A 20890-nucleotide genomic window follows, 5' to 3' on the forward strand; every position below is an offset into this window, starting at 1 on the left:
GTTCACCTCGCATCATGAAAAATCAGGCCGACGGCATGGCGCTGACCGCTGCGGATGCGGCTCACACCGTGGCGCATGGCGACTTTGCGGACGCCGCGCGGGCCCATGGCCGGCCGTTGATTGACGGTAAACACCAGCCCATCGCCCTGGCGCAGCGGGATGACTTCGGCGCGCTGGCCCTGGGATGAACGCTCGGTCATGACGAACTCGCCGCCGACGAAATCCCGTCCGGGTTCCGATAACAGGATCGCCACCTGGAGCGGGAAAACGTGCTCGCCGTAGAGGTCCTGATGCAGGCAGTTGTAGTCACCTGCGCCATATTTGAGGATCAGCGGAGTAGGGCGGGCCTGGCCTGCGGCATGGCAGTGGCGCAGGAACTCGTTCAGCTCACTTGGGTACTGCACGTCGAGGCCGAGCTGGAGGTTCCAGGCATTGGCAAGCGGGGCGAGGCCTGTGTAGAGCGCGTGCCGCAGTTGATCGAGCAACGGCGGCAAGGGGTAGGCAAAGTATTTGTACTCGCCGCGCCCGAACCCATGCCGCGCCATCACCACCCGCGAGCGATAGCCGGTTTCCTGCGCATAGCGCGCGGCGAGCGCCTCGCACTGTTGGGCTGTCAGCAGCGCGGGCAGCACCGCGTTTCCGTGGGCCTCGAGCTCACGGGCGATGCGGTTCCAGTCGTGCGTGGGGGCGTTGTTTCTGGGGGTGTGCATGGCCTTGACGCTCATCGGTGGGCAGATGAGCGGAGTCTAGGGGGCACTTGCCGGCTTGGAACTCTGCGGCTTGCGGTCGAATTGTTTAACGGCGCAACTGCGCTTCACCTTCGATGCACGCCACCAGAAACTCCATCACCACTTTCACCAGAGGTGAGCGACGCATGTCCGGGTACACGGTGAGCCAGATGTCGCGCATGGGACCGTCGGTGGCGGTGGGCAAGCGTGTCAGCAGTGGATCGTGGTCGCCCACCAGGGTCGGCAGCACTACCGCGCCTACTTGGGCGCGGGCCGCCATTTGCTGGGTGACCAGTTCGCTGGCGGCAAACACGATGGGGCGCACGCCGCGCAGTTGGTGCATCCAGGCCTGTTGGGGCAGGTGGTCGCGGCTGCTGTCGTAGGCGATGAACGCCCACTGAACGGGAGGCTGTTGCGCTAATTCGGCAGCGCCATACAACCCGAAGCGCACCACGCCGACCTTGCGCCGGACCAGCGCGTCTTCGTCGGGACGCACGGTGCGCAAGGCGATATCTGCTTCGCCTTTGTCCAGCGCAGCCAGTTGGGTGGAGGGCATCAGCACCAGATTCAGCTGTGGGTACTGCGCACGCAATCGCGCGACATGAGGTGCGATGCAGTGGTTGGCGATGGACGGCGGGCAACTGACCCGCACCGTGCCGGCCATCTCGATGGAAGCGACCCGCGACAGGCGCATCACGTCGGTCGCCATCGCGTCCATGCCCGCCGCCAGTTCGGCCAACGCCCGGCCCTGGGCGGTGAGCGGGCGGCTACGGGGCAGGCGGTCCACCAGTTTTACGCCCAGGGCTTTTTCCAGTGCATCGACCCGGCGCCCCACGGTGGCGTGTTCCACCTGCAACTCACGGGCAGCCGCCGACAGCGACTGGGTGCGCGCCAAGACGGTGAAGTAATACAGGTCTTGCCAGTCGAACATCGGGGTATTTCCGCACAGAGGCTGGGAGAGATTGGGGAATTTTCCTACTGAGAGGCCCCTTTTACCATGGCCGCTTCCCAGAGCAAACGGAGTTGTTGCCCGATGAAAGCCATCACCCTGCAAGCCTATGGCGGCCCTGAAGTCGCCCAGTTGCGCCACGATGTTCCAAAACCCGAGGTCACCCCGGGGCATGTGCTGATCAAAGTCGCCTGCGCCGGGATCAACTTCATGGACATTCACACGCGCCAAGGCAAATACGCCCAGTCGGTGACCTACCCGGTGCGCTTGCCGTGCACCCTGGGCGTGGAAGGCGCCGGCGTGGTGGTGGAAGTGGGCCCTGGTGTGAGCCACTTGGCCGTAGGCGACCGGGTGGCGTGGTGCATTGCCTGGGGCGCGTATGCCGAATACGCCAACGTCCCGGCCGACAACGTGGCGCAGATTCCCAGCGAAATCACGTTCGATCAGGCGGCTGCCACGATGTTCCAGGGCTGCACGGCTCACTACCTGATTGATGACGTGGCGCGTTTGCAGGCCGGCGACACCTGCCTGATTCATGCCGCGTCCGGCAGCATCGGGCAATTGCTCGTGCAAATGGCCATCCGTTTGGGTGCGACTGTGTTCACCACTGGCAGCACCGCCGAGAAATGTGCGATTGCGCTTCAACGCGGCGCCCACCAGGCCTGGACCTATGACGGCTTTGCCGATCGGGTAATGGACGCCACAGCGGGCCGAGGCGTGGACGTGGTGTTCGACTCGGTGGGCAAAACCACCCTGCGCGACAGTTTTCGCGCCTGCCGGACCCGTGGGTTGATCGTCAATTACGGCAATGTCTCGGGCTCGCTGACCGACCTGGACCCGATTGAACTGGGTGAAGCGGGTTCCTTGTTCCTGACCCGCCCACGGCTGGCCGACCACATGGCTGACGGCGCCACCGTGCAACGGCGTGCCAACGCGGTATTTGCAGCGATGCTGGAAGGTTCGCTCAGCGTGGATATCGAGGGGCATTACAGCCTGGAAACGGTGCAGCAGGTGCACGCACGGATCGAAGCCCGGCAACAGATCGGCAAGGCCGTGCTGTGGATCGACCGCGACCTGCATTAATCACAGGCGAAAAAAAACCGGCTGATCAGGCCGGTTTGGGGCACCTCGCCAACCGCGAGGGTTATGCGTTGTTGCTGTGCAGACGATCAGAACCACCTTCGGCCAGACCACGTTCTTGCAGACGATCCGCACCGCCTTCGGCCAGGCCACGTTCTTGCAGACGGTCAGCACCGCCTTCGGCCAGACCACGTTCCTGCAGGCGATCAGCACCGCCTTCGGCCAGGCCACGTTCTTGCAGACGATCCGCACCACCTTCGGCCAGACCACGTTCCTGCAGGCGATCAGCACCGCCTTCGGCCAGGCCACGTTCCTGCAGGCGATCAGCACCGCCTTCAGCGACACGACGTTCCAGCAAGCGATCAGAACCGCCTTCGGCAACGCGGTTACCTTGCAGGCGGTCGGCACCACCCTCGGCAACGCGGCTGTCCATCAGGCGATCTGCGCCGCCTTCAGCGACAACAGGGTGAGCAAAAGCGTTGGCGGCGAGTACCGAGAAAGCGAGGCTAAGCAGGATTTGGCGTTTCATGGTTGTGTGCTCCGAGTGTTTAAGTAGGTTGCTGCTGGGTATGGATTTAATGGTACGCGTTGGATTTTTTAAGAGAACTTCATTGCGCTGATGGTGACTATCGACGCCAGCGATGGCCCGTTTCAGGGGACCATCGTGGTGCACGTCATGGCATCTGCGGCAGTTCTTGCGGGCGCAGGTCAAACACCAGCACCTCGGCATCCGCGCCACCACTGAGGCGGATCTGGCGCTCATCCCGCACCCGGGCACCGTCACCTTCCTGCAAGCGCTGGCCATTGACCTCGACACTGCCCCGGGCCACATGGATGTACACGTGGCGGTCTGGCGCCAGGTCCAGGCTCGCGGTTTCGCTGCCGTTGAACAGCCCGGCATACACCCGCGCATCCTGGCGAACATGCAGCGACCCCTCGGCGCCGTCCGGCGAGATGATCAACTGCAAGCGCCCGCGTTTCTGCGCTTCGCTGAAGTGCTCCTGCTGGTAGCGCGGTTCGGCGCCGGCCACGTTCGGCACGATCCAGATCTGCAGGAAGTGCACGCCACGGCTTTGGCTGTGGTTGAACTCGCTGTGGGCCACGCCGCTGCCGGCGCTCATCAGTTGCACATCGCCCGGGCGGATCACCGAGCCGGTGCCCAGGGTGTCCTTGTGTTCCAGGGCGCCTTCGAGCACGTAGGAGAAAATCTCCATGTCGCGGTGCGGGTGCTGGCCGAAGCCTTTGCCGGCCGCCACGCGGTCATCGTTGATCACCAGCAGGTCGGAAAAACCCTGCTCGCTGGGGTTCCAGTAGTTGGCGAACGAGAAGGTGTGGAACGACTTCAACCAGCCGTGATTGGCGGCGCCGCGTTCGGAAGCTTTGCGAAGGGTCAGCATGGTCTTGTCCTCAAGTGAGCGGGGTCTGCGAAGTGCAGGTCGCTTGCGTTGAGAAGAAGGTTAATGGTTACCAATAAATTCATTAAGAAGCTGAAATATGAATAACTGTCTCTTTAAAGTTGACAGTAAAAGACATGCCATAATGTCTGCCGCTTCCCTTATCGACGGACCTTGCTCTCTATGAAAACCGTGGCCATGGCGCTTTTTCCCGACTTCCTCCTGCTCGACATGGCCGGCCCGCTCGAAGTGTTTTCCATTGCCAACCGCTACCTGCCGCAAGCCGAGCACTACCAGATCCTCACCCTCGGCATCGAGCCTGGGCCGTTGCGTGCCTCCAACGGTGTGAGCGTGCAGCCCGACCTGCTGCTTGAGCAGGCGGCTGATGACTATGACCTGCTGCTGATCCCCGGTGGTCCCGGCGCCTATAACGAATGCCACCCGGCGTTGCTGCCGTGGCTAAAAGCCGCTGCACCCCGGGCGCGGCGCTTCGGTTCGATCTGCACCGGCGCCTTTGTGCTGGGGCACGCCGGCCTGCTCGATGGCCACCGCGTGACCACCCACTGGCACTATACCGAGCGCCTGATCAAGGCGTTTCCCAAGGCGATTGTCGAGACCGATCGCATCTACCTGCAGGACGGTCGGCTGATCACGTCGGGCGGCGTCACGGCCGGTATCGACCTGGCACTGTCCGTCGTCGCCCAGGACCACGGCAAGGCGGTGGCGGTGGAGGTGGCCAAAGTGCTGCTGGTGGTGATGAAGCGCCAAGGTGGCCAGGCCCAGTTCAGCCCGATGACCGCCGCCGTGGCGCCCCATGAAAGCGCGATCACCCGGGTGCAGAACCAGGTGCTGGCGCAGTTGGACCAGCCGTTCACCATTGAATCAATGGCCGCACTCGCCGGCATGAGCCCACGCCACTTTGCGCGGCTGTTTGCCAAGGAAGTCCAGATGACGCCCATGGCCTTCCTGCAAGGCGCGCGCATCGACCGCGCCCGGCATTTGCTCGAAACCACCGACCTGCCGCTCAAGACCGTGGCGTTCCACGCAGGCTTTGGCAGCGTGCGCTACATGCGCTTTTTATTCAGTGACAAGCTCGGCCTGAACCCGACCCAGTACCGACAACAGTTCAGTTAACCGCCGGATGTCCGTCTGGCGCACCCGAATGTCCGTGTCGCTCCCCCTGCCAGCATTGTCCTGTCACGGCAGGCTGGCAAGATAGCGCAAGGCCCACGGAAAAGGATGCGCAGCCGCCCAAGAACGGGCGTTCCAGCGCTTTTACACCCGATGAACAACCCCCACGCGGTGAGCTTCGGCCCCTACACGTTTCATCCTCAGCAACGCTTGGTCAGCAAGGCCGGCTGGCCGGTGCCGTTGGGTGGGCGTGCGCTGGATATCCTCGCGGTGTTGCTGGAGGCGCCGGGGCAATACGTCAGCAAGGAGGCGCTGATTGCCCGCGTGTGGCCGAGCAGTGTGGTGGAAGAGAACAACCTGCGTGTGCACATCGCCGCTTTGCGCCGCGCCTTGCCGGGGCAGCCTTACATTCTCAACGAGCCTCAACGGGGCTATTGCTTCGTGGCAACGCAACAGGCTGCGCTGCCAACGGCGATGCCCCGGCATAACCTGATGGCCCGGCTCAGCCCGGTGATCGGCCGTGACGAGTTAGTGGGGCGGTTGGCACGGCGCCTGTCGGGGCAACGCTTGATGACCCTCACCGGTTGCGCTGGCGTGGGCAAGAGCACCCTGGCAGTGGCCCTGGCTGAACGGGTGTTGCCACGTTACCGCGACGGCGTGTGGTGGGTGGACCTGGCGACGGTTACCGCGCCGACTCAAATGTTGCGCCATCTCGCCAGTGCCCTGCACCTGCAGCCCTGTGGCAACGCCGCAGCATTGGCCAGCCAACTGGCTGCGCGCCAATTGTTGCTGGTGCTCGACGGGGCGGATGTGTTGCTCGGTGCCTGCCGTCATCTGGTGCGCACGCTGCACGAGAAAGCCCCCCAGGTCAGCGTGGTGTTGAGCAGCCGCGAAGCCTTGCAGGTGCCGGGCGAATGGGTGCAACCCGTGCCGCGCCTGGCAGTGCCGGTACCCTCGGCGTGGGCCAGTGTCGAGCAGGCCATGGAATACCCAGCGGTGCAGGTGTTCGTTGCACGCGTACGCGCCGCGCAGCAAGGCTTTGCCCTGCGACCCCAGGAACTGGCCCCGCTGCGCGATATCTGCCGGCGCCTCGACGGCATCCCGTTGGCTCTCGAATTGGCGGCCGCCCAGGTGAATGCCCTGGGGGTGCACGGCGTACACGCACAATTGCAGCAAGGTTTGCAGGTGCTGACCCGTGGCCGGCGCACGGCGGTTGAGCGGCACCAGTCCTTCACGGCGGCCCTGGATTGGAGCTACGAGCGCTTGAGCTTGCCCGAGCGCTGGCTGTTCCTGCAGATGGCGCTGTTCAAGATGGCCGTGACGTTGCCGGCCTTGAGTCGACTGGTCGCCGGCACCGAGCTGGAGCACGCCGACCTGTCGTACTTGCTGGAGCGCCTGGCGGGCACCTCATTGCTGACCGTGGAGCCCGGCCCTGGGCCTACGCGCTACCGCCTGCTCAACAGTGTGCGCAGCTACGCCCTGGCGCAGTTGCGCAACCCTGAGCAAGTGGCGCGCCTGCAACAAGGCTATGGGCATTACCTGGGACCGTTTTCAGGCCGGCCGTTTGTCTTGCAGCTCGTCGAGCAGGCGGCGTGCGCGGGTTAGGTCATGGGTGGCAAACCCTTCGGTGAATTGCCCATAGACCGAACCCACCAGTTCGCGGGCGACACGCAAACGGCCCTGGCTTTTCCATAACCGCGCCAATGACGTGGCACTGCGTAATTCCCACGCCAGCGCGCCTTGCTGATGGGCCAGGCCCATGGCCTCCAGCAGCAACGCTTCGGCGCCACGGGCGTCCGTCATGCCTTCGGCCCTGACCCGCAGAATCTCCGGGGTACACCAACCGGCTGCACCGTTTCGGGCGCGCTCAAACGCGCTGTCACTGACCTCGCTGGCCTGGAAGGTCAGCAGGAGGTCTTCGACCAATCCCAGGCCTTGCAGCGATGCTTGTTGCGCCGTGCCCGCGTAGTGCTGGGCCCAGGTGTGGAACAGCTGCACCGAGTGTTTTTGGGATTGCTGCAACAACAGCTGCAGTAGTGAGTCTGCCGCCGAGGTGTCGCCGTTGTAGCGTGCAATCACCACACCGGCCAGCGCCAGGGTGTAGCAGATCGACGTACCGTGGTTGATCTGCAAGGCCAGATCCAGGGCCTGGCTGGCCGTGCGCCAGGCGCGTTCCGGAAAACCGCGCAGCCACAAGGTGCGCGCGAGGATGGTCAAGGACGCCACGCTCTGGTCGTACTGCACGCCGAAGCCATGGGTAAACCGGTTGAGATGGCCGCTGTGGGCCATGCGCTGGATCACCTGCTCGGCGTTGTGCAGCGCCAGCGCCTGGTTGCCGGCGAAGTGTTGCGCCAGTACGCGCAGGCGCTGGGCGCTGAGGGCCAGCAGTGGTTCGGTCTGCGGGCCGAGCTGGTCAAAGTGCAGGCTTTGCGCCAACGCTTCACGGTAGTTGCCGCAGCACAGGTTGACCGCCATATGCCCCGACACCGCCCGCAACTGGCCGGCCAGGTCCTTGCCGCCTTCGGCCAGGCGCCGTGCGCAGGCAAAGGCTTCAATGGTCTGCGGTGTGCCGCCCTGGGTGTGATAGGAAAAACTGCCCAGGGCCAGTTGCAGCATCATGTGCAGGCGCTGGCTCGGCGCGCTCGACTGCTGGAGCCGTGCCAGGGCCTTGCCCACGTACAGGCCGTGTTCACGCAGTAACGAAAGCTCTTGCCACAGCGGCATGGCGCCGACGGTCAGGCGAATGCCCAGCAGGTGCACACCCTTGTCGCCCAAGCCCCAATCGAGGGCGGCACGGATGTCTTCACGCAAGGGCGCGTAGCGGTCGATCCAGGCCTGGGTGGCAATCAGCTCCCAGTCGTCCTGCGCCTGGTTCATCAACGCCAGGCAGCGTTCTGCATGGCGTTCACGGGTGGTCTGGAGTTCATCGGCCACGCTGAGTTGTTCCAGGGCGTAGGTGCGGGTGATGTCCAGCAAGCGATAGACCATCTCGTCATCGCCGGCTTCCACGTTGAGCAGGGATTTGGCGACCAATTGGGTGATCGACCCCAGCACCTCGCTGGGTGCGACCTGTTCCCCGGCGATCACCGCAGCGGCGCTGGCCAGGCTGAAGCCGCCGCGAAACACCGCCAGGCGCCGCAGGCAGATCTGCTCGCACGGGGTGAGCAGGTCAAAGCTCCAGTCCAGCGTCGCGCGCAGGGTTTGCTGACGGGGCAGGGCGCTGCGCCGGCCACGGGTGAGCAGGCGGAAGTTGTTTTCCATCTGTACCAGCAGCCTCGGCAGGCCAAAGCGTTCGATTTGGGCGGCCACCAGTTCAATGGCCAAGGGAATGCCGTCCAGCCTCTGGCAAATATCAATCGCCAACGGCAGCTCGGCTTCGCTCAGTTCAAAGCTGTCCTGGTGAGACATGGCTCGTTCGATCAGCAATTGCAAGGCCGGGTAGCCCAGCGCCTGGGCGCGGTTGCCGCTGGCGGGCGGGCAGGCGAGGGGTTCCAGGCGTTGCACGCATTCGCCCTCGGCTCGTAACGCCTCACGGCTGGTGGTGAGGATGTGCAGGTGGGGGGCGTGGCGCAGCAGGGTTTCGCTGATCAGCGCGATGTCATCGAGCAGGTGTTCGCAGTTGTCGATCACCAGCAGCATCTGGCGTTCGTGCAATTGATGGGCAAAGGCGGCGAGGGGCTCATGCTCGGCGCAGGTCAGGTCGAGCAGGGCGGCGAGGTTGGGCAGGATCATCGACGGCGCGCTGAGCGGCGCCAGGTCCAGCAGGCGGATACCATCGCGGTAATGCCCGATCAGCAGTTCCGCCACGCGCAACGCGACGGTGGTCTTCCCAATGCCCCCGGGGCCGGTCAGGGTGATGAAGCGTTGCTGGGGCAGTTGCTGCACCAGCGTGTCGATCAGCGCCTGGCGGCCGATCATGCGGGTGTGGCGCAGGGGCAGGTTGTGGCATGGGCGCTGGGGTTCGCCGTCGGTGGGCAGTGTCATCGGTTCGATGCTCAGTGGCGCGACAAAACTGTAGCCACGCTGCGCCACCGTGACGATGTAGCGCTGCCCGGCCTGGCCGTCGCCCAGCGCCTTGCGCAGCGCCGCCATGTGCACGCGCAGGTTGCCGTCCTCCACCACGCTTTTGGGCCACACCCGGGCGATCAGTTCCTGCTTGCTCACCACGTTGCCCGCCTGCTCCAGCAGGATCAGCAGAATGTCCACCGCACGCCGCCCAAGGCGCAATGGGCGACCGGCCTCCAGCACCAGGCGTTGGTGCGGGTGGACGCGGTAGGGGCCGAAATGCACGGCCTGGTCGTGGGGGGCACTCATGGGTGGCCGTGCTCTGGAAAAAGGGTCTGGGCAGCATAGGCCACGCGGCTGCAGACCACTAGGCCGCGATCACTTGGGGCTTGTGGCGCAATTGGTGGTTTCGCCAGGTCATCGGGTTGACGCCTTCACTGCGGGTGAACATGTGGCAGAAGTGCGCCTGGTCGCAGAACCCGCACTCCAGGCTGATTTGCGTCAGGCTCAGGGCGGAACCGATGATCAGCTCCTTGGCCCGTTGGATGCGCTGTTGGCGTATCCATTCCTGGGGCGACAGCCCGGTGGTGCACTTGAAAGCACGAGAAAAATGGCTGCGCGACAGCGCACAGGCCTGGGCCAGGTCAGCAATCGCCAGGCTTTCACCGAGGTTGGCGAGGATCAGTTGTTTGGCAATACGCTCGCGCCGGGGGCACAGGCCGCCGGTAGCGGATAAGCGGGGAGCACAGTGCTCAAGTCGGGCCATGACAAATATCCGCAGTCGATGGGAGCGTTCCCGGTGAATGGAGGCAGTGTAGACCGACTCATTCTTGGCGCCGGACCGTCTGGCTGACGAGTTAATCGTTGTTAATTTCGCCAGGTCCAGGGCCGGAAAAGACAGCACAGGCGTGCAATCGCGGCGCCGACGGGCGTGCTTATCTGGCGGCTTGCCAACCGTTTGGATACACGCCATGAACCGTAACGACCTGCGCCGCGTCGACATGAACCTGCTGGTGATTTTCGAAGCGCTGATGTTCGAAAAGAACCTGACCCGTGTGGCCGAAAAGCTGTTCATGGGCCAACCCGCCGTGAGTGCGGCGCTGGGGCGTTTGCGGGACTTGTTCGACGACCCGTTGTTGCTGCGCAACGGGCGGGGCATGGAGCCCACGCCACGTGCCGTGGCGATACTCAAGGAGTTGCAACCGGCCATGGACACTATTTCGGGCGCGGTCAGCCGCGCCAAGGATTTCGACCCTTCTACCAGCTGTGCGGTGTTTCGCATTGGCCTGTCCGATGACGCCGAATTTGGCCTGTTCCCGCCCTTGCTCAGCCAACTGCGCGAAGAGGCACCGGGGATCATCGTGGTGGTGCGTCGGGCCAATTACCTGTTGATGTCGTCGTTGTTGGCCAGTGGCGAGATTTCGGTGGGGGTGAGCTACACCACCGAACTGCCGGCGAATGCCAAGCGCAAGAAACTGCGGGATATACCGTGCAAGGTGTTGCGCGGGGATGATGGCGTGCAGCCGCTGACGTTGGACGACTACTGTTCGCGGCCCCATGCGATGGTGTCGTTTTCGGGGGACCTGAGCGGCAATATCGACCTGGACCTGGCGCGCATTGGCCGGTCGCGGCGGGTGGTGCTGGCGGTGCCGCAGTTCAGTGGGTTAAGGGCGTTGCTGGCGGGGACGCAGATTATTGCGACGGTGCCGGATTACGCGGCGTGTGCGTTGACTGAGGGGACGACGTTGCGGGCGGAGGATCCGCCGTTTGCGATTGATGCGGCGGAGTTGTCGATGGTGTGGAGTGGGGTGCATGACAACGACCCGGCGGAGCGGTGGTTGCGGGGGAGGATTGGGGAGCATATGGCTCGGGTGGTTTGATTGGGGGGCATATCCGTTGCTGCGGTAACGGCTGCTATTGGTTCCGCCCTTACGGCGGGTCACTTTTGGAAAAGAGCCCGGAATGCCGGCCCAGCCAAAAGTAACCAAAAGGGCTCTTGCCCCAACACTCGGTGCCTCGCCTAGGCTCGGCATGCCCGAACGCAGGCTTGAATCCGTGGGCCGCCGCCACGCGCCATCCATGGCGCGGGGCGGCTAACCCGGCATCCCTGCCGGGTTACCCACGGATTCAAGCCTGCGTTCGGCCAGCGTGTTTGACGGGGCGCCTAAGATCAAAATCAAGAGCAACAGCACGGCGGCCTGGTAGCCGACCTGAGTGGTTGGATCAAAAGCGGATACGTGTAGGAGCTGGCTTGCCTGCGATGCAGACACCTCGGTGAGTCAGGTACACCGCGTTGATGCCATCGCAGGCAAGCCAGCTCCCACAGTGGGGCTCCGCGTTCTGCCTGTTTTTTTTGCGCCATCGTTAACGACCATCGCCGCGGTGCGACGATTCGGCATTCCGGCTCTATCAAAAGTGAGCCGCCGTAAGGGCGGAACCAATTTCAGCCATCACCCAAACAACGGATATGGACTCAACCCCCCCACCCAACAAACCGCCCCCCCCAACTCGATGCCTTAGCCAGACAGCCCACAAACAAAAAACCATGGGAATTCTACTGACGCCAAGCTTCAGTAAAGTCCTAGTCGTGCGAGTACGTTGTCTGGCAGCTAGCGCTGGCGCAAGCCTTCTACCATGGGTAACTATTCCATAGAAGGTGTGTACTTATGCAGATTCAAAAAACGCCATTTATTCCACCAATAGTGCCCGCATCTTCTCCTCATACTCCCCCTGTCTCAGTCCCACCCCGAAGTACTGAAACAACACCCGCCACGACGTCGGATGCCGGCGAAACCTCCAAGTTGGATAAGGTCGGCGATCCCAAACTGGAAATTAAAAAAGAGGCCACGTCGCCGAATGGGCTGTATCAAGTAAGTTACTCGGTACCTGCGCCGGGCGCAGGCTTGAGCAATATCACCTTTCCAATCGTTATCAACGAAGGCCTCCAAAGGAAATCGGCCAAGGACGGAGGGGTTTATTACGCGATGCAATTTGACATTAATAATGAAAAGGGCAAACGCTTAGGGGGCGGCTACATCGGGATACAGCCGCGTGGAGATGGCAGGGCACTCATTACGTTTTCTGGATTTGGTCCACATTTTAAAGCGCCGAAAGGAACCTCCGAAGCGGATGGGGGGAAAGGTGGCAGCAACAGCACAATGGTGGATTTCAAGTTCGGCAATAAATACAACCTCACGATAGAGCGAGACCCTGAGAACCCCAAGAGGCTGAGCGGATATATACAGGATGTGACAGACCCTGGTAATCCTGGGCCCAAGCAACATGTAAAAGACCTTGATGTTGATCAGAACGTCGCGTTGTCCGGTAGGAATATCGGTTTTGTCGAGCAGTACGGTGCGAAAATCAACCGTAGTTCTCAGGTTGCGTCGACCCAAGGTAGCTTTTCTGCGCCTTTTACTACCGATGAAAACGGCAAGGCCAAGGTCGGAGACATCAAAGGATTGGGGTTGTATGGCCGGTACAAGAACTCGATAGTTGGCAGTCAAACGGTGATCAAGGAGGCCGGAGCAGGCAAAGAGATAAAGTTTTCTTTCCAGGGTGTAGGTTATGAAAAGAACACCTGATGTGTGACGAGTAGAGGCTGTATGTAAACTTCAAAACTGGGAGACCTCATGCAAATGAAGCCTCCCAGAACGGTTTTGCGAGGCCATGCGCCTCAGCACAGGTGACCAGCACCGAAGCAATGGGCTGTTCCTCATCAGGTTTGAGCCAGCCCATCACATTGGTCACCCATTCTTCCCCCAAATTGGATATTCCTCCCCCAGGCCCCGATGACTAACCTAGCCATCAATCCCCACTGCCTTGGAGTGCCACCATGCAAACCCGCACCGATTTCTACACCGCCTCCCCAGACGCCATGAAAGCCATGCTCGCCCTGGAAGCCGCCACCGGCAAATTGTCCATCGAACTGCCCCTGCTGGAACTGATCCGCCTGCGTGTATCGCAGATCAACGGCTGCGCCTTCTGCCTCGACATGCACACCGCCGACGCCCGCAAAGGCGGCGAAACCGAACGTCGCCTCTACACCCTGTCCGCCTGGCGCGAAACCCCGTTCTTCACCCCGCGTGAACGCGCCGCACTGGCCTGGGCCGAAAGCCTGACCCTGATCAGCCAGACCCACGCCCCGGACGAAGACTTCAATGCCCTGGCCGCCGAATTCAGCGCCCAGGAACAGGTCGACCTGAGCGTAGCCATCGCCACCATCAACAGCTGGAACCGCCTGGCCATCGGCTTTCGCAAAATGCCTAAATAACCCCCTCAAATACGGTGCGAACCTCGGCATCGCTATCGCCCGCAAGCGGGCTCCTACAGTGTGTCGGTGGGGCTAGCAAAAATGTCGAGGTCGCCACGACCTTTGTAGGCGCCGGCTTGCCGGCGATGGCATCAGAAGTTCACCGAAGCACTCAGGCGCGCCGTCAGCGGTGCGCCCTGGAACAGGTAGTCATCGCCCAGGTATTCGCCCGCGTCGCGCCAGTAGCGCTTGTCGAACAAGTTGTCGACGCTCAGGCGAAACACGGTTTCATAGCCATCCACCTTCGTGGTGTAGCGGCTGCCCACATTGACCACCGCGTAATCCCCCACTTCCACATTGCCGGTGCGGTTGGCGTATTTCTTGGCGCTGTATTGCACACCACCCAGCACCGCCAACCCGTTGACCCACGGCAACGCATAGTCGGCATACACACTGGCACGCAGCTTGGGCACGTTGATCGCCTGGTGACCTTCATACTCCGGCGTGCCGCTGCCGGTCACCCGTGCGCGAATCGCGGCCACACTGGTTGCGATCTGCAGGCGGTCGGTGGCCCAGCCGTTGGCCGACAATTCCAGCCCGGTGTTTTTCTGCTCGCCCTGTTGTACGTAGGTGAAGAGACCGGTGCCGTCGGGCTTGGCGTACTGGTAGGCCTGGCGGGTCTGGAACACGGCGGCGGCGAAGCTGATGCGGCGCCAGTCGTATTTCACGCCGGTTTCGATCTGGCGTGAGGTGGTCGGGGCCAAGGTTGTGCTGTTGTTGGTCGCGAACCAGGGGGCGGTGCCGCCCAACGACAAACCTTTGCTGTAGCTGGTGTACAGCGAGATATTTTCCACCGGCTTGTAGATCAACGATGCCTGAGGCAGGAACACGTATTGTTGGGTGTGACGTGTCTGATCGCCCGTGGTGCCATCAAACGCCTTCTCATCCAGGCGCACTTCGCGGCCTCCCACAACGGTCTGCCATTGCTCGTTGAAACGGATGCGATCGGTGACGAACAGGCCATATTGGCGGCTGTCGAGGTTGCGATGGCTGTCGTTCAACGGCTTGTCGGTTGGCGTGAAGCTCGGTGCATCTTCGTTGATATTGCTGCTGCCGATGTACTCGTTGACTGCTTCGCGCTTGTCGACCACCCGGCGAAACGCGCTGGTACCAAAGGTCAGTTCGTGGCCCAGGCCTGCGGTGTCGAACAGCCCGGTCATGGCCGCCTGCACTTCATCGTCCCGGCGTGTGTCGTCGGGGCTGCGGTAGTCGTAGATGTCGTAGTCACCTTCGGGGCTGAAGGTGTTGGCGTTGCAAGTCCCTACGTAATAACAGCCCCACGCAAACGAACTGTAATCATCAATCACCACCTTGCTGCGTGCCGCACTGACACTGCCTTTCCACTGGTCACTGAAACGGTACTCAAACTTGCCGTTGAGGTTCAGCGAGTCGATGCCCACCTGATGGGAGCCGGTCTGGTGGCCAAGCAGTTTTTTCGGCGAGGCGTCATGGGGCACTTCGGTGCCGCCGAGCAGTTGATAGCCCGGCACCGAACGCTGGTTCTTGTTCTGGTATTCGGCGTCCAGTTGCAGCACGGCGTCGGGGCTGATGTTCCAGTCGAAGGCCAGGGACACGAAATCACGCTGGCCGTTGGCGTGTTCCACATAGGAGTTGAGGTCTTCGTGGGCCACGTTGGCGCGCAGGCCGAACTGCTGTTCGCTGCCAAACCAGCCGCCGACGTCGGTGGCCACATAACCGCTGCCCCGGTCGTCGGTGGACACCGTCACCGAGCGCACGTCTTCGGGGCGCTTGGTCACGTAGTTGATCACGCCGCTGGGCTCGGAAATCCCGCTTTGCAGGCCGGCCAGGCCCTTGAGCACTTCCACTTGCTGCTTGTTTTCCAGGGCGACGTTCTGCTCCCCGGTGATGGTACGCCCGTTGATCTTGTAGCTGCTCGCCGCGTTCAGCGAGAAGCCGCGCACCACAAAGTTTTCGTAGTAGCCGATGGGCGCGTAGCTGTCGCCCACCGAGGCGTCGTTGCGCAGCACTTCACTGAGCAGGCGTGCTTGCTGGTCCTTGAGCAGGGCCGCGTTGATCACCGTGATCGAGGCCGGGGTGTCCAGCAGCGGCGCCTCGTCGAAGCCGGCCACCGAGGCAGTTGAGTTGCGATAGCCGGATTCATCCTGGCCCTGGACGTTCACCGCCGGTAATTCCAGTTCTGCGGCGAAGCTGCTGCCGATACCGCCTGTGAGCAGCAAGCCGAGGGCGAAACGTGAGGTGACGACGGGACGAAAACGCAAAACCATGGGGGCAGGGCCTTAAAGCGCAGGGCAGGGGGGCGCATAAACTAGGCATAAGCGTGGTCTTTTACAAGTCTCCCGTAGGCGTCGGCTTGCCGGCGATGAAACCCTTGAATAATGCACTGATTTCAAGGGCGCCATCGCAGGCAAGCCAGCTCCCACAGAGTGAGGGGTGCCGTTCAGGTGGAGCGCTTGAGGGTTTCGCTGGGCAGTTCCTGGAACAGCGCCCGGTAGCTGTTGGAAAACCGCCCCAGGTGCCAGAACGACCAGTTCATCGCCACTTCGGCGACGGTGGTGTCACTGGCACTGAGCAGTTCGCGCCGTGCCCCGTTCAGCCGGCGCAACCTCAACCACTGTGCAGGGCTCATGCCGGTGTAGGTCTTGAAGCCCTGCTGCAGTTGACGCAGCGGCACCCCGGCAATCTGTGCCAGTTCCAGCAGGTTGACGGTTTCATCCGGCGCGTCCGCCGCCCATTCGCCGATGCGCGCCATCAGCCGGCGCTCTTCACTGCGCTTTTGCAATGAACTGCGGTCCAGGCACACACAGGCGTTGTCGAGGATAAACAGGCAGTCGTCCAGCAGTTGCTGGGTGAGGGTGTCGCGGCTGACAGGGTCGATCACCGTGGACAAGCGCGTCAGCGTCCCACTGAGCCAACGGGTGAACAATGCGTTCTGCTGGCAGGTCAGCGGCGCCATGAACAGGCCTTCAAGCTTCGCCACGTCCAGGCCCTGGCGCTGCACGAACTGCGGGCCGAACACCACCGCCACTTCGCGGTAGTTCTCCGGGGTGATCCAGGTGTTGCGGCTTTCGCCATTGAGCATGTACAGCGCGTTGTCGCTGCCGTCGAAACAGAACGCCAGGGCGCCGGGCGGCGCATTGAAATGCTGCTCGACGCGGGTGTTCATGCACTCTTCGTACACCTCCACGCCCTCCAAGTCGAGGTAGCGGATCTGCCCGGCGAAATGCCCCGGGGACATCTGCTGGTACTGCTGCACCCAACCGGGTGTCGCATTGCATTGGGCGGCTACATCACCGGTGGTGAAGGCCTGTACGCGCAAGGCGGTTGCCTGTGTCATGGGTGATCCGTGCGCACTCTATTGGTGCGTTGTGGTGCGTGCAAAGTGGATAGATGCCGTTTGAAGGCCGGCCCAAGATAGACCTCAATGCGCCAGGAGTACAAGCCGGCGTAGCACTCAACCCATGACGAGGTCCTTATGAACGCCCCCTTCGATCAGCTGTCTGCCTGGCTGAAAGAACACAAGATTACCGAAGTCGAATGCGTGATCAGTGATCTGACTGGCATCGCACGCGGCAAGATTGCGCCCACCAACAAGTTCCTGCATGAGCGAGGCATGCGCCTGCCGGAAAGTGTGCTGCTGCAAACGGTGACCGGGGACTTTGTCGACGACGATATCTACTACGACCTGCTGGACCCGGCCGACATCGACATGGTCTGCCGCCCGGTGTCCAACGCGACCTACGTGGTGCCGTGGGCGATCGAGCCCACTGCCATCGTGATCCACGACACCTTCGACAAACAGGGCAACCCCATCGAGCTGTCGCCGCGCAACGTGCTCAAAAAGGTCTTGCAGCTCTACACCGATCAAGGCTGGCAGCCGATTGTCGCGCCGGAAATGGAGTTCTACCTGACCCAGCGCTGCGAAGACCCGGACCTGCCGCTCAAAACCCCGGTAGGCCGCTCCGGCCGCGCCGAAACCGGGCGTCAGTCGTTCTCCATCGATGCTGCCAACGAATTCGATCCGTTGTTCGAAGACGTCTATGACTGGTGTGAAGCCCAGGGCCTGGACCTCGACACGCTGATCCACGAAGACGGCCCGGCGCAGATGGAAATCAACTTCCGCCACGGCGATGCCCTGGACCTGGCCGACCAGATCACCGTGTTCAAGCGCACCCTGCGTGAGGCCGCACTCAAGCACAACGTGGCCGCCACCTTCATGGCCAAGCCGGTGGCCGACGAGCCGGGCAGCGCCATGCACCTGCACCAGAGCGTGGTGGACATTGCCACCGGCAAACCGGTGTTCGTCGACGCCGACGGCAACAAAAGCCAGCTGTTCCTGCACCACATCGGCGGCTTGCAGAAGTACATCCCCAAGCTGTTGCCGATGTTCGCACCCAACGTGAACTCGTTCCGCCGCTTCCTGCCGGACACCTCGGCACCGGTCAACGTGGAGTGGGGCGAAGAGAACCGCACCGTCGGCCTGCGCGTGCCCACTTCCAGCCCCGATGCGATGCGCGTGGAAAACCGCCTGCCGGGCGCCGATGCCAATCCCTACCTGGCCATTGCGGCTAGTCTGCTGTGTGGCTACCTGGGGATGATCGAGCAGATCGAACCGAGTGCGCCGGTGGAAGGTCGCGCCTACGAGCGCCGCAACCTGCGCCTGCCGTTCACCCTCGAAGATGCGTTGGCGCGCATGGAGGACTGCGACACGGTCAAGCGCTACCTGGGCGACAAGTTCGTGCGCGGCTACGTCGCGGTCAAGCGTGCCGAGCATGAAAACTTCAAGCGGGTCATCAGTTCCTGGGAGCGTGAGTTCCTGCTGTTGAGCGTCTAAAAAACCAAAAAAAGGGGTGTCGATATGCGTCTTGTGAAAAAGCTTCTCCCGCTGGCTCTTGTCGCGGCGTTCAGCAGTGCCAGCCAGGCCGCGCAGACGGTAAGCGTCTATAACTGGACCGACTACATCGGCGAGACCACCTTGGCCGACTTCCAGGCCAAGACCGGGATCAAGCCGATCTACGACGTGTTCGACTCCAATGAAACCCTGGAGGGCAAGCTGCTCGCGGGGCGCACCGGCTATGACGTGGTGGTGCCGTCCAACCACTTCCTGGCACGCCAAGTGAAGGCCGGCGCGTTCCTCAAGCTCGATCGCGCGCAGTTGCCCAACTTCAAGAACCTGGACCCCAAGCTGCTCAAGCTGCTGGAAAAGAATGACCCGGGCAACGCCCACTCGGTGCCGTACCTGTGGGGCACCAACGGCATCGGCTACAACGTCGACAAGGTCAAGCAAGTGCTGGGCATCGACCATATCGACTCGTGGGCCGTGTTGTTCGAAACGGAGAACATCAAGAAGCTGAACCAATGCGGCGTGGCGTTCCTCGACTCGGCCGATGAGCTGTTCCCGGCGATCCTCAACTACCAGGGCAAGGACCCGCGCAGCGAGAACCCCGAGGACTACAAGCAGGCCGAAGCCAAGCTGTTGACGCTGCGTCCGTACATCACCTATTTCCATTCTTCCAAGTACATCTCGGACCTGGCCAACGGCGACATCTGCGTGGCCTTCGGCTACTCCGGCGACGTGTTCCAGGCGGCCAACCGCGCCAAGGAAGCCAAGAACGGCGTGAATATCGCCTACTCGATTCCCAAGGAAGGTTCCAACCTGTGGTTCGACCTGTTGGCCATTCCCGCCGATGCCAGCAACCCGAAAGAAGCCCATGCCTTTATCAACTACCTGCTCGACCCCGAGGTGATCGCCAAGGTCAGTGCCTCGGTGGGTTACGCCAACGCCAACCCGGCTGCGAAGGCCTTCATGGACCCGGAACTGGTGAACAACCCCGAGGTGTACCCGTCCCAGGAAGTGCTCGACAAACTCTACATTTCCACCACGCCCACCCCGGCGACCATGCGCCTGATGACCCGCGCCTGGAGCAAAGTGAAGACCAACAAATGATCGCGTCCAACGACCATGCCCATTCCTATTACCGGGCCACGGCCAACGCCATGCCCCAGCGCCTGTCACTGGGGGCCGACCTGAGCGCCGATGTGTGTGTGATCGGCGGCGGGTTCACCGGTGTGAATACCGCCATCGAACTGGCCCAGCGCGGGCTGTCGGTGATCCTGCTGGAGGCCCGGCGCATTGGCTGGGGTGCCAGCGGGCGCAATGGCGGGCAATTGATCCGTGGCATCGGTCATGACGTGTCGGGGTTCGCCAAGTACGTGGGCGAGGAGGGCGTGCGGTACCTGGAGCGGGCCGGGATCGAGTCGGTGGAATTGGTGGGGCAGCGTATACGTGATCATCAGATCGACTGCGACCTGCGCTGGGGCTTCTGCGAGCTGGCGAACACGGCGGCGCAATTCGCTGCGTTCAACGCTGAGCAGGAGCACCTTGCCACCCTGGGCTATGCCCACCAAACCCGCCTGGTCGGCCCGCAGGACATGCCGCAAGTGGTCGGTTCGACGGTGTACGCCGGTGGCCTGGTGGACATGGGCTCCGGGCACCTGCACCCGCTGAACCTGGTGCTGGGCGAGGCCCAGGTGGCCGAGTCCCTTGGCGTGCTGATCTATGAAAACACTGAAGTGCTGGAGCTGATCCATGGCGACAGGGTGCAGGTGCGCTGCGCGGGTGGCACGGTGCGCGCTGACACGCTGGTACTGGCCTGTAATGCCCACCTTGAGGAACTGGAGCCGCGCCTGAGCGGGAAGGTGCTGCCGGCGGGCAGCTACATCATCGCCACCGAGCCGTTGTCAGCGGAACTGGCCAACCAGTTGATCCCGCAGAATCTGGCGCTGTGCGACCAGAAGGTCGGGCTGGATTACTACCGGCTCTCCGCCGACCGCCGTCTGTTGTTCGGCGGCGCCTGCCATTACTCCGGGCGTGATCCGGCGGACATCGCGGCCTACATGCAGCCGAAAATGCTCAAGGTGTTCCCGCAGTTGGCCAATGCCGCCATCGAGTTTCAATGGGGTGGCAAGATTGGCATCACCGCCAACCGCTTTCCCCAGGTCGGGCGGTTGAAGCAGTACCCCAACGTGTTCTACGCCCAGGGCTATTCCGGGCATGGGCTGAACGTGACGCACTGGTGTGCAAAATTGCTGGCCGAAGGGATTCACGCCGGCCACAGCACCGGCCTGGATATCTTCAGCCAGGTGCCGCACATGACCTTCCCAGGTGGCAAGGCCTTGCGCTCGCCGCTGCTGGCGCTGGGCATGCTCTGGTATCGCCTGCGGGAGTTGGTCTAACTGACGCCACAATCCAAATGTGGGAGCGGGCTTGCTCGCGAATGCGGTCAGTCAGTGACATATGCACTGACTGACC

17 protein-coding genes are annotated in these 20890 nt (G+C 62.5%); 9 read left to right on the forward strand and 8 right to left on the reverse strand.

Going from position 1 to position 20890, the window contains the following annotated elements; translation table 11 throughout:
* Positions 1-2: 2 nt before the first annotated feature.
* Together M2394_RS28670 and M2394_RS28675 are read right to left on the reverse strand one after the other, a co-directional pair.
* On the reverse strand, positions 3-725 hold the full coding sequence (locus tag M2394_RS28670; protein WP_259175522.1) for a 2OG-Fe(II) oxygenase: 723 nt from the start codon (positions 723-725) through the stop codon (positions 3-5).
* 70 nt (positions 726-795) lie between these two features.
* A complete protein-coding gene (locus M2394_RS28675; protein WP_259175523.1) occupies positions 796-1659 on the reverse strand; it encodes a LysR family transcriptional regulator in 864 nt (287 codons plus the stop codon).
* A gap of 102 nt (positions 1660-1761) precedes the next feature.
* Here M2394_RS28675 and M2394_RS28680 point away from each other — a divergent pair, with 102 nt between their 5' ends.
* Complete coding sequence (locus tag M2394_RS28680) at positions 1762-2760, forward strand: quinone oxidoreductase (protein ID WP_259175524.1); 999 nt, start codon at positions 1762-1764, stop codon at positions 2758-2760.
* Positions 2761-2821: 61 nt separating this feature from the next.
* Here the strand turns inward: M2394_RS28680 and M2394_RS28685 are convergent, their stop codons facing one another.
* Positions 2822-3286, reverse strand: a complete 465-nt coding sequence (locus M2394_RS28685; protein ID WP_178923292.1) for a hypothetical protein — start codon at positions 3284-3286, stop codon at positions 2822-2824.
* 145 nt (positions 3287-3431) lie between these two features.
* On the reverse strand, positions 3432-4154 hold the full coding sequence (locus M2394_RS28690; RefSeq protein WP_259175525.1) for a pirin family protein: 723 nt from the start codon (positions 4152-4154) through the stop codon (positions 3432-3434).
* A gap of 180 nt (positions 4155-4334) precedes the next feature.
* Here M2394_RS28690 and M2394_RS28695 point away from each other — a divergent pair, with 180 nt between their 5' ends.
* Both M2394_RS28695 and M2394_RS28700 read left to right on the forward strand, forming a co-directional pair.
* Positions 4335-5285 (forward strand): GlxA family transcriptional regulator, encoded by a 951-nt coding sequence (locus M2394_RS28695; RefSeq protein ID WP_178923294.1) that lies wholly within the window; start codon positions 4335-4337, stop codon positions 5283-5285.
* A gap of 150 nt (positions 5286-5435) precedes the next feature.
* Positions 5436-6887 carry a winged helix-turn-helix domain-containing protein gene (locus M2394_RS28700; RefSeq protein ID WP_259175526.1) on the forward strand — a complete coding sequence of 484 codons (1452 nt, stop codon included), beginning with the start codon at positions 5436-5438 and terminating at the stop codon, positions 6885-6887.
* Here M2394_RS28700 and M2394_RS28705 read toward each other — a convergent pair.
* On the reverse strand, positions 6834-9596 hold the full coding sequence (locus M2394_RS28705) for a helix-turn-helix transcriptional regulator (RefSeq protein ID WP_259175527.1): 2763 nt from the start codon (positions 9594-9596) through the stop codon (positions 6834-6836). The two genes, M2394_RS28700 and M2394_RS28705, sit on opposite strands and share 54 nt — an antisense overlap.
* Before the next feature lie 58 nt (positions 9597-9654).
* On the reverse strand, positions 9655-10053 hold the full coding sequence (locus M2394_RS28710) for a helix-turn-helix domain-containing protein (protein WP_259175528.1): 399 nt from the start codon (positions 10051-10053) through the stop codon (positions 9655-9657).
* Positions 10054-10258: 205 nt separating this feature from the next.
* On the opposite strand from M2394_RS28710, the gene M2394_RS28715 reads away from it, so the two are divergent.
* The 3 genes from M2394_RS28715 to M2394_RS28725 all read left to right on the forward strand — a co-directional run bounded on the left by M2394_RS28715 (position 10259) and on the right by M2394_RS28725 (position 13560).
* Positions 10259-11167 (forward strand): LysR family transcriptional regulator, encoded by a 909-nt coding sequence (locus tag M2394_RS28715; RefSeq protein ID WP_176999024.1) that lies wholly within the window; start codon positions 10259-10261, stop codon positions 11165-11167.
* 786 nt (positions 11168-11953) lie between these two features.
* Positions 11954-12871 (forward strand): hypothetical protein, encoded by a 918-nt coding sequence (locus tag M2394_RS28720; RefSeq protein WP_259175529.1) that lies wholly within the window; start codon positions 11954-11956, stop codon positions 12869-12871.
* Positions 12872-13122: 251 nt separating this feature from the next.
* Positions 13123-13560, forward strand: a complete 438-nt coding sequence (locus M2394_RS28725; protein ID WP_178924950.1) for a carboxymuconolactone decarboxylase family protein — start codon at positions 13123-13125, stop codon at positions 13558-13560.
* Between the two features lie 131 nt (positions 13561-13691).
* On the opposite strand, the gene M2394_RS28730 is transcribed toward M2394_RS28725, so the two are convergent.
* The gene (locus M2394_RS28730) at positions 13692-15845 is read right to left on the reverse strand and encodes a TonB-dependent siderophore receptor (RefSeq protein WP_259175530.1); all 2154 of its coding nucleotides are present in this window, start codon (positions 15843-15845) and stop codon (positions 13692-13694) included.
* Between the two features lie 173 nt (positions 15846-16018).
* Positions 16019-16915, reverse strand: a complete 897-nt coding sequence (locus tag M2394_RS28735; protein ID WP_178924946.1) for a helix-turn-helix domain-containing protein — start codon at positions 16913-16915, stop codon at positions 16019-16021.
* Positions 16916-17053: 138 nt separating this feature from the next.
* On the opposite strand from M2394_RS28735, the gene M2394_RS28740 reads away from it, so the two are divergent.
* From M2394_RS28740 to M2394_RS28750, 3 genes are read left to right on the forward strand one after another with little or no spacing between them, the layout of a single operon-like run.
* Positions 17054-18412, forward strand: coding sequence for a glutamine synthetase family protein (locus M2394_RS28740; protein WP_176999028.1), 1359 nt, complete (start codon positions 17054-17056; stop codon positions 18410-18412).
* Positions 18413-18436: 24 nt separating this feature from the next.
* Positions 18437-19525 carry a polyamine ABC transporter substrate-binding protein gene (locus M2394_RS28745; protein ID WP_259175533.1) on the forward strand — a complete coding sequence of 363 codons (1089 nt, stop codon included), beginning with the start codon at positions 18437-18439 and terminating at the stop codon, positions 19523-19525.
* Positions 19522-20814: an FAD-binding oxidoreductase gene (locus tag M2394_RS28750; RefSeq protein WP_259175535.1), complete on the forward strand. Its 1293-nt coding sequence runs from the start codon at positions 19522-19524 to the stop codon at positions 20812-20814. The genes M2394_RS28745 and M2394_RS28750 overlap by 4 nt, the downstream gene beginning before the upstream one ends.
* Positions 20815-20890: the final 76 nt, after the last annotated feature.

The organism is Pseudomonas sp. BIGb0164, from assembly GCF_024810135.1.
In the GTDB taxonomy this organism is placed as follows: Bacteria; Pseudomonadota; Gammaproteobacteria; order Pseudomonadales; family Pseudomonadaceae; genus Aquipseudomonas.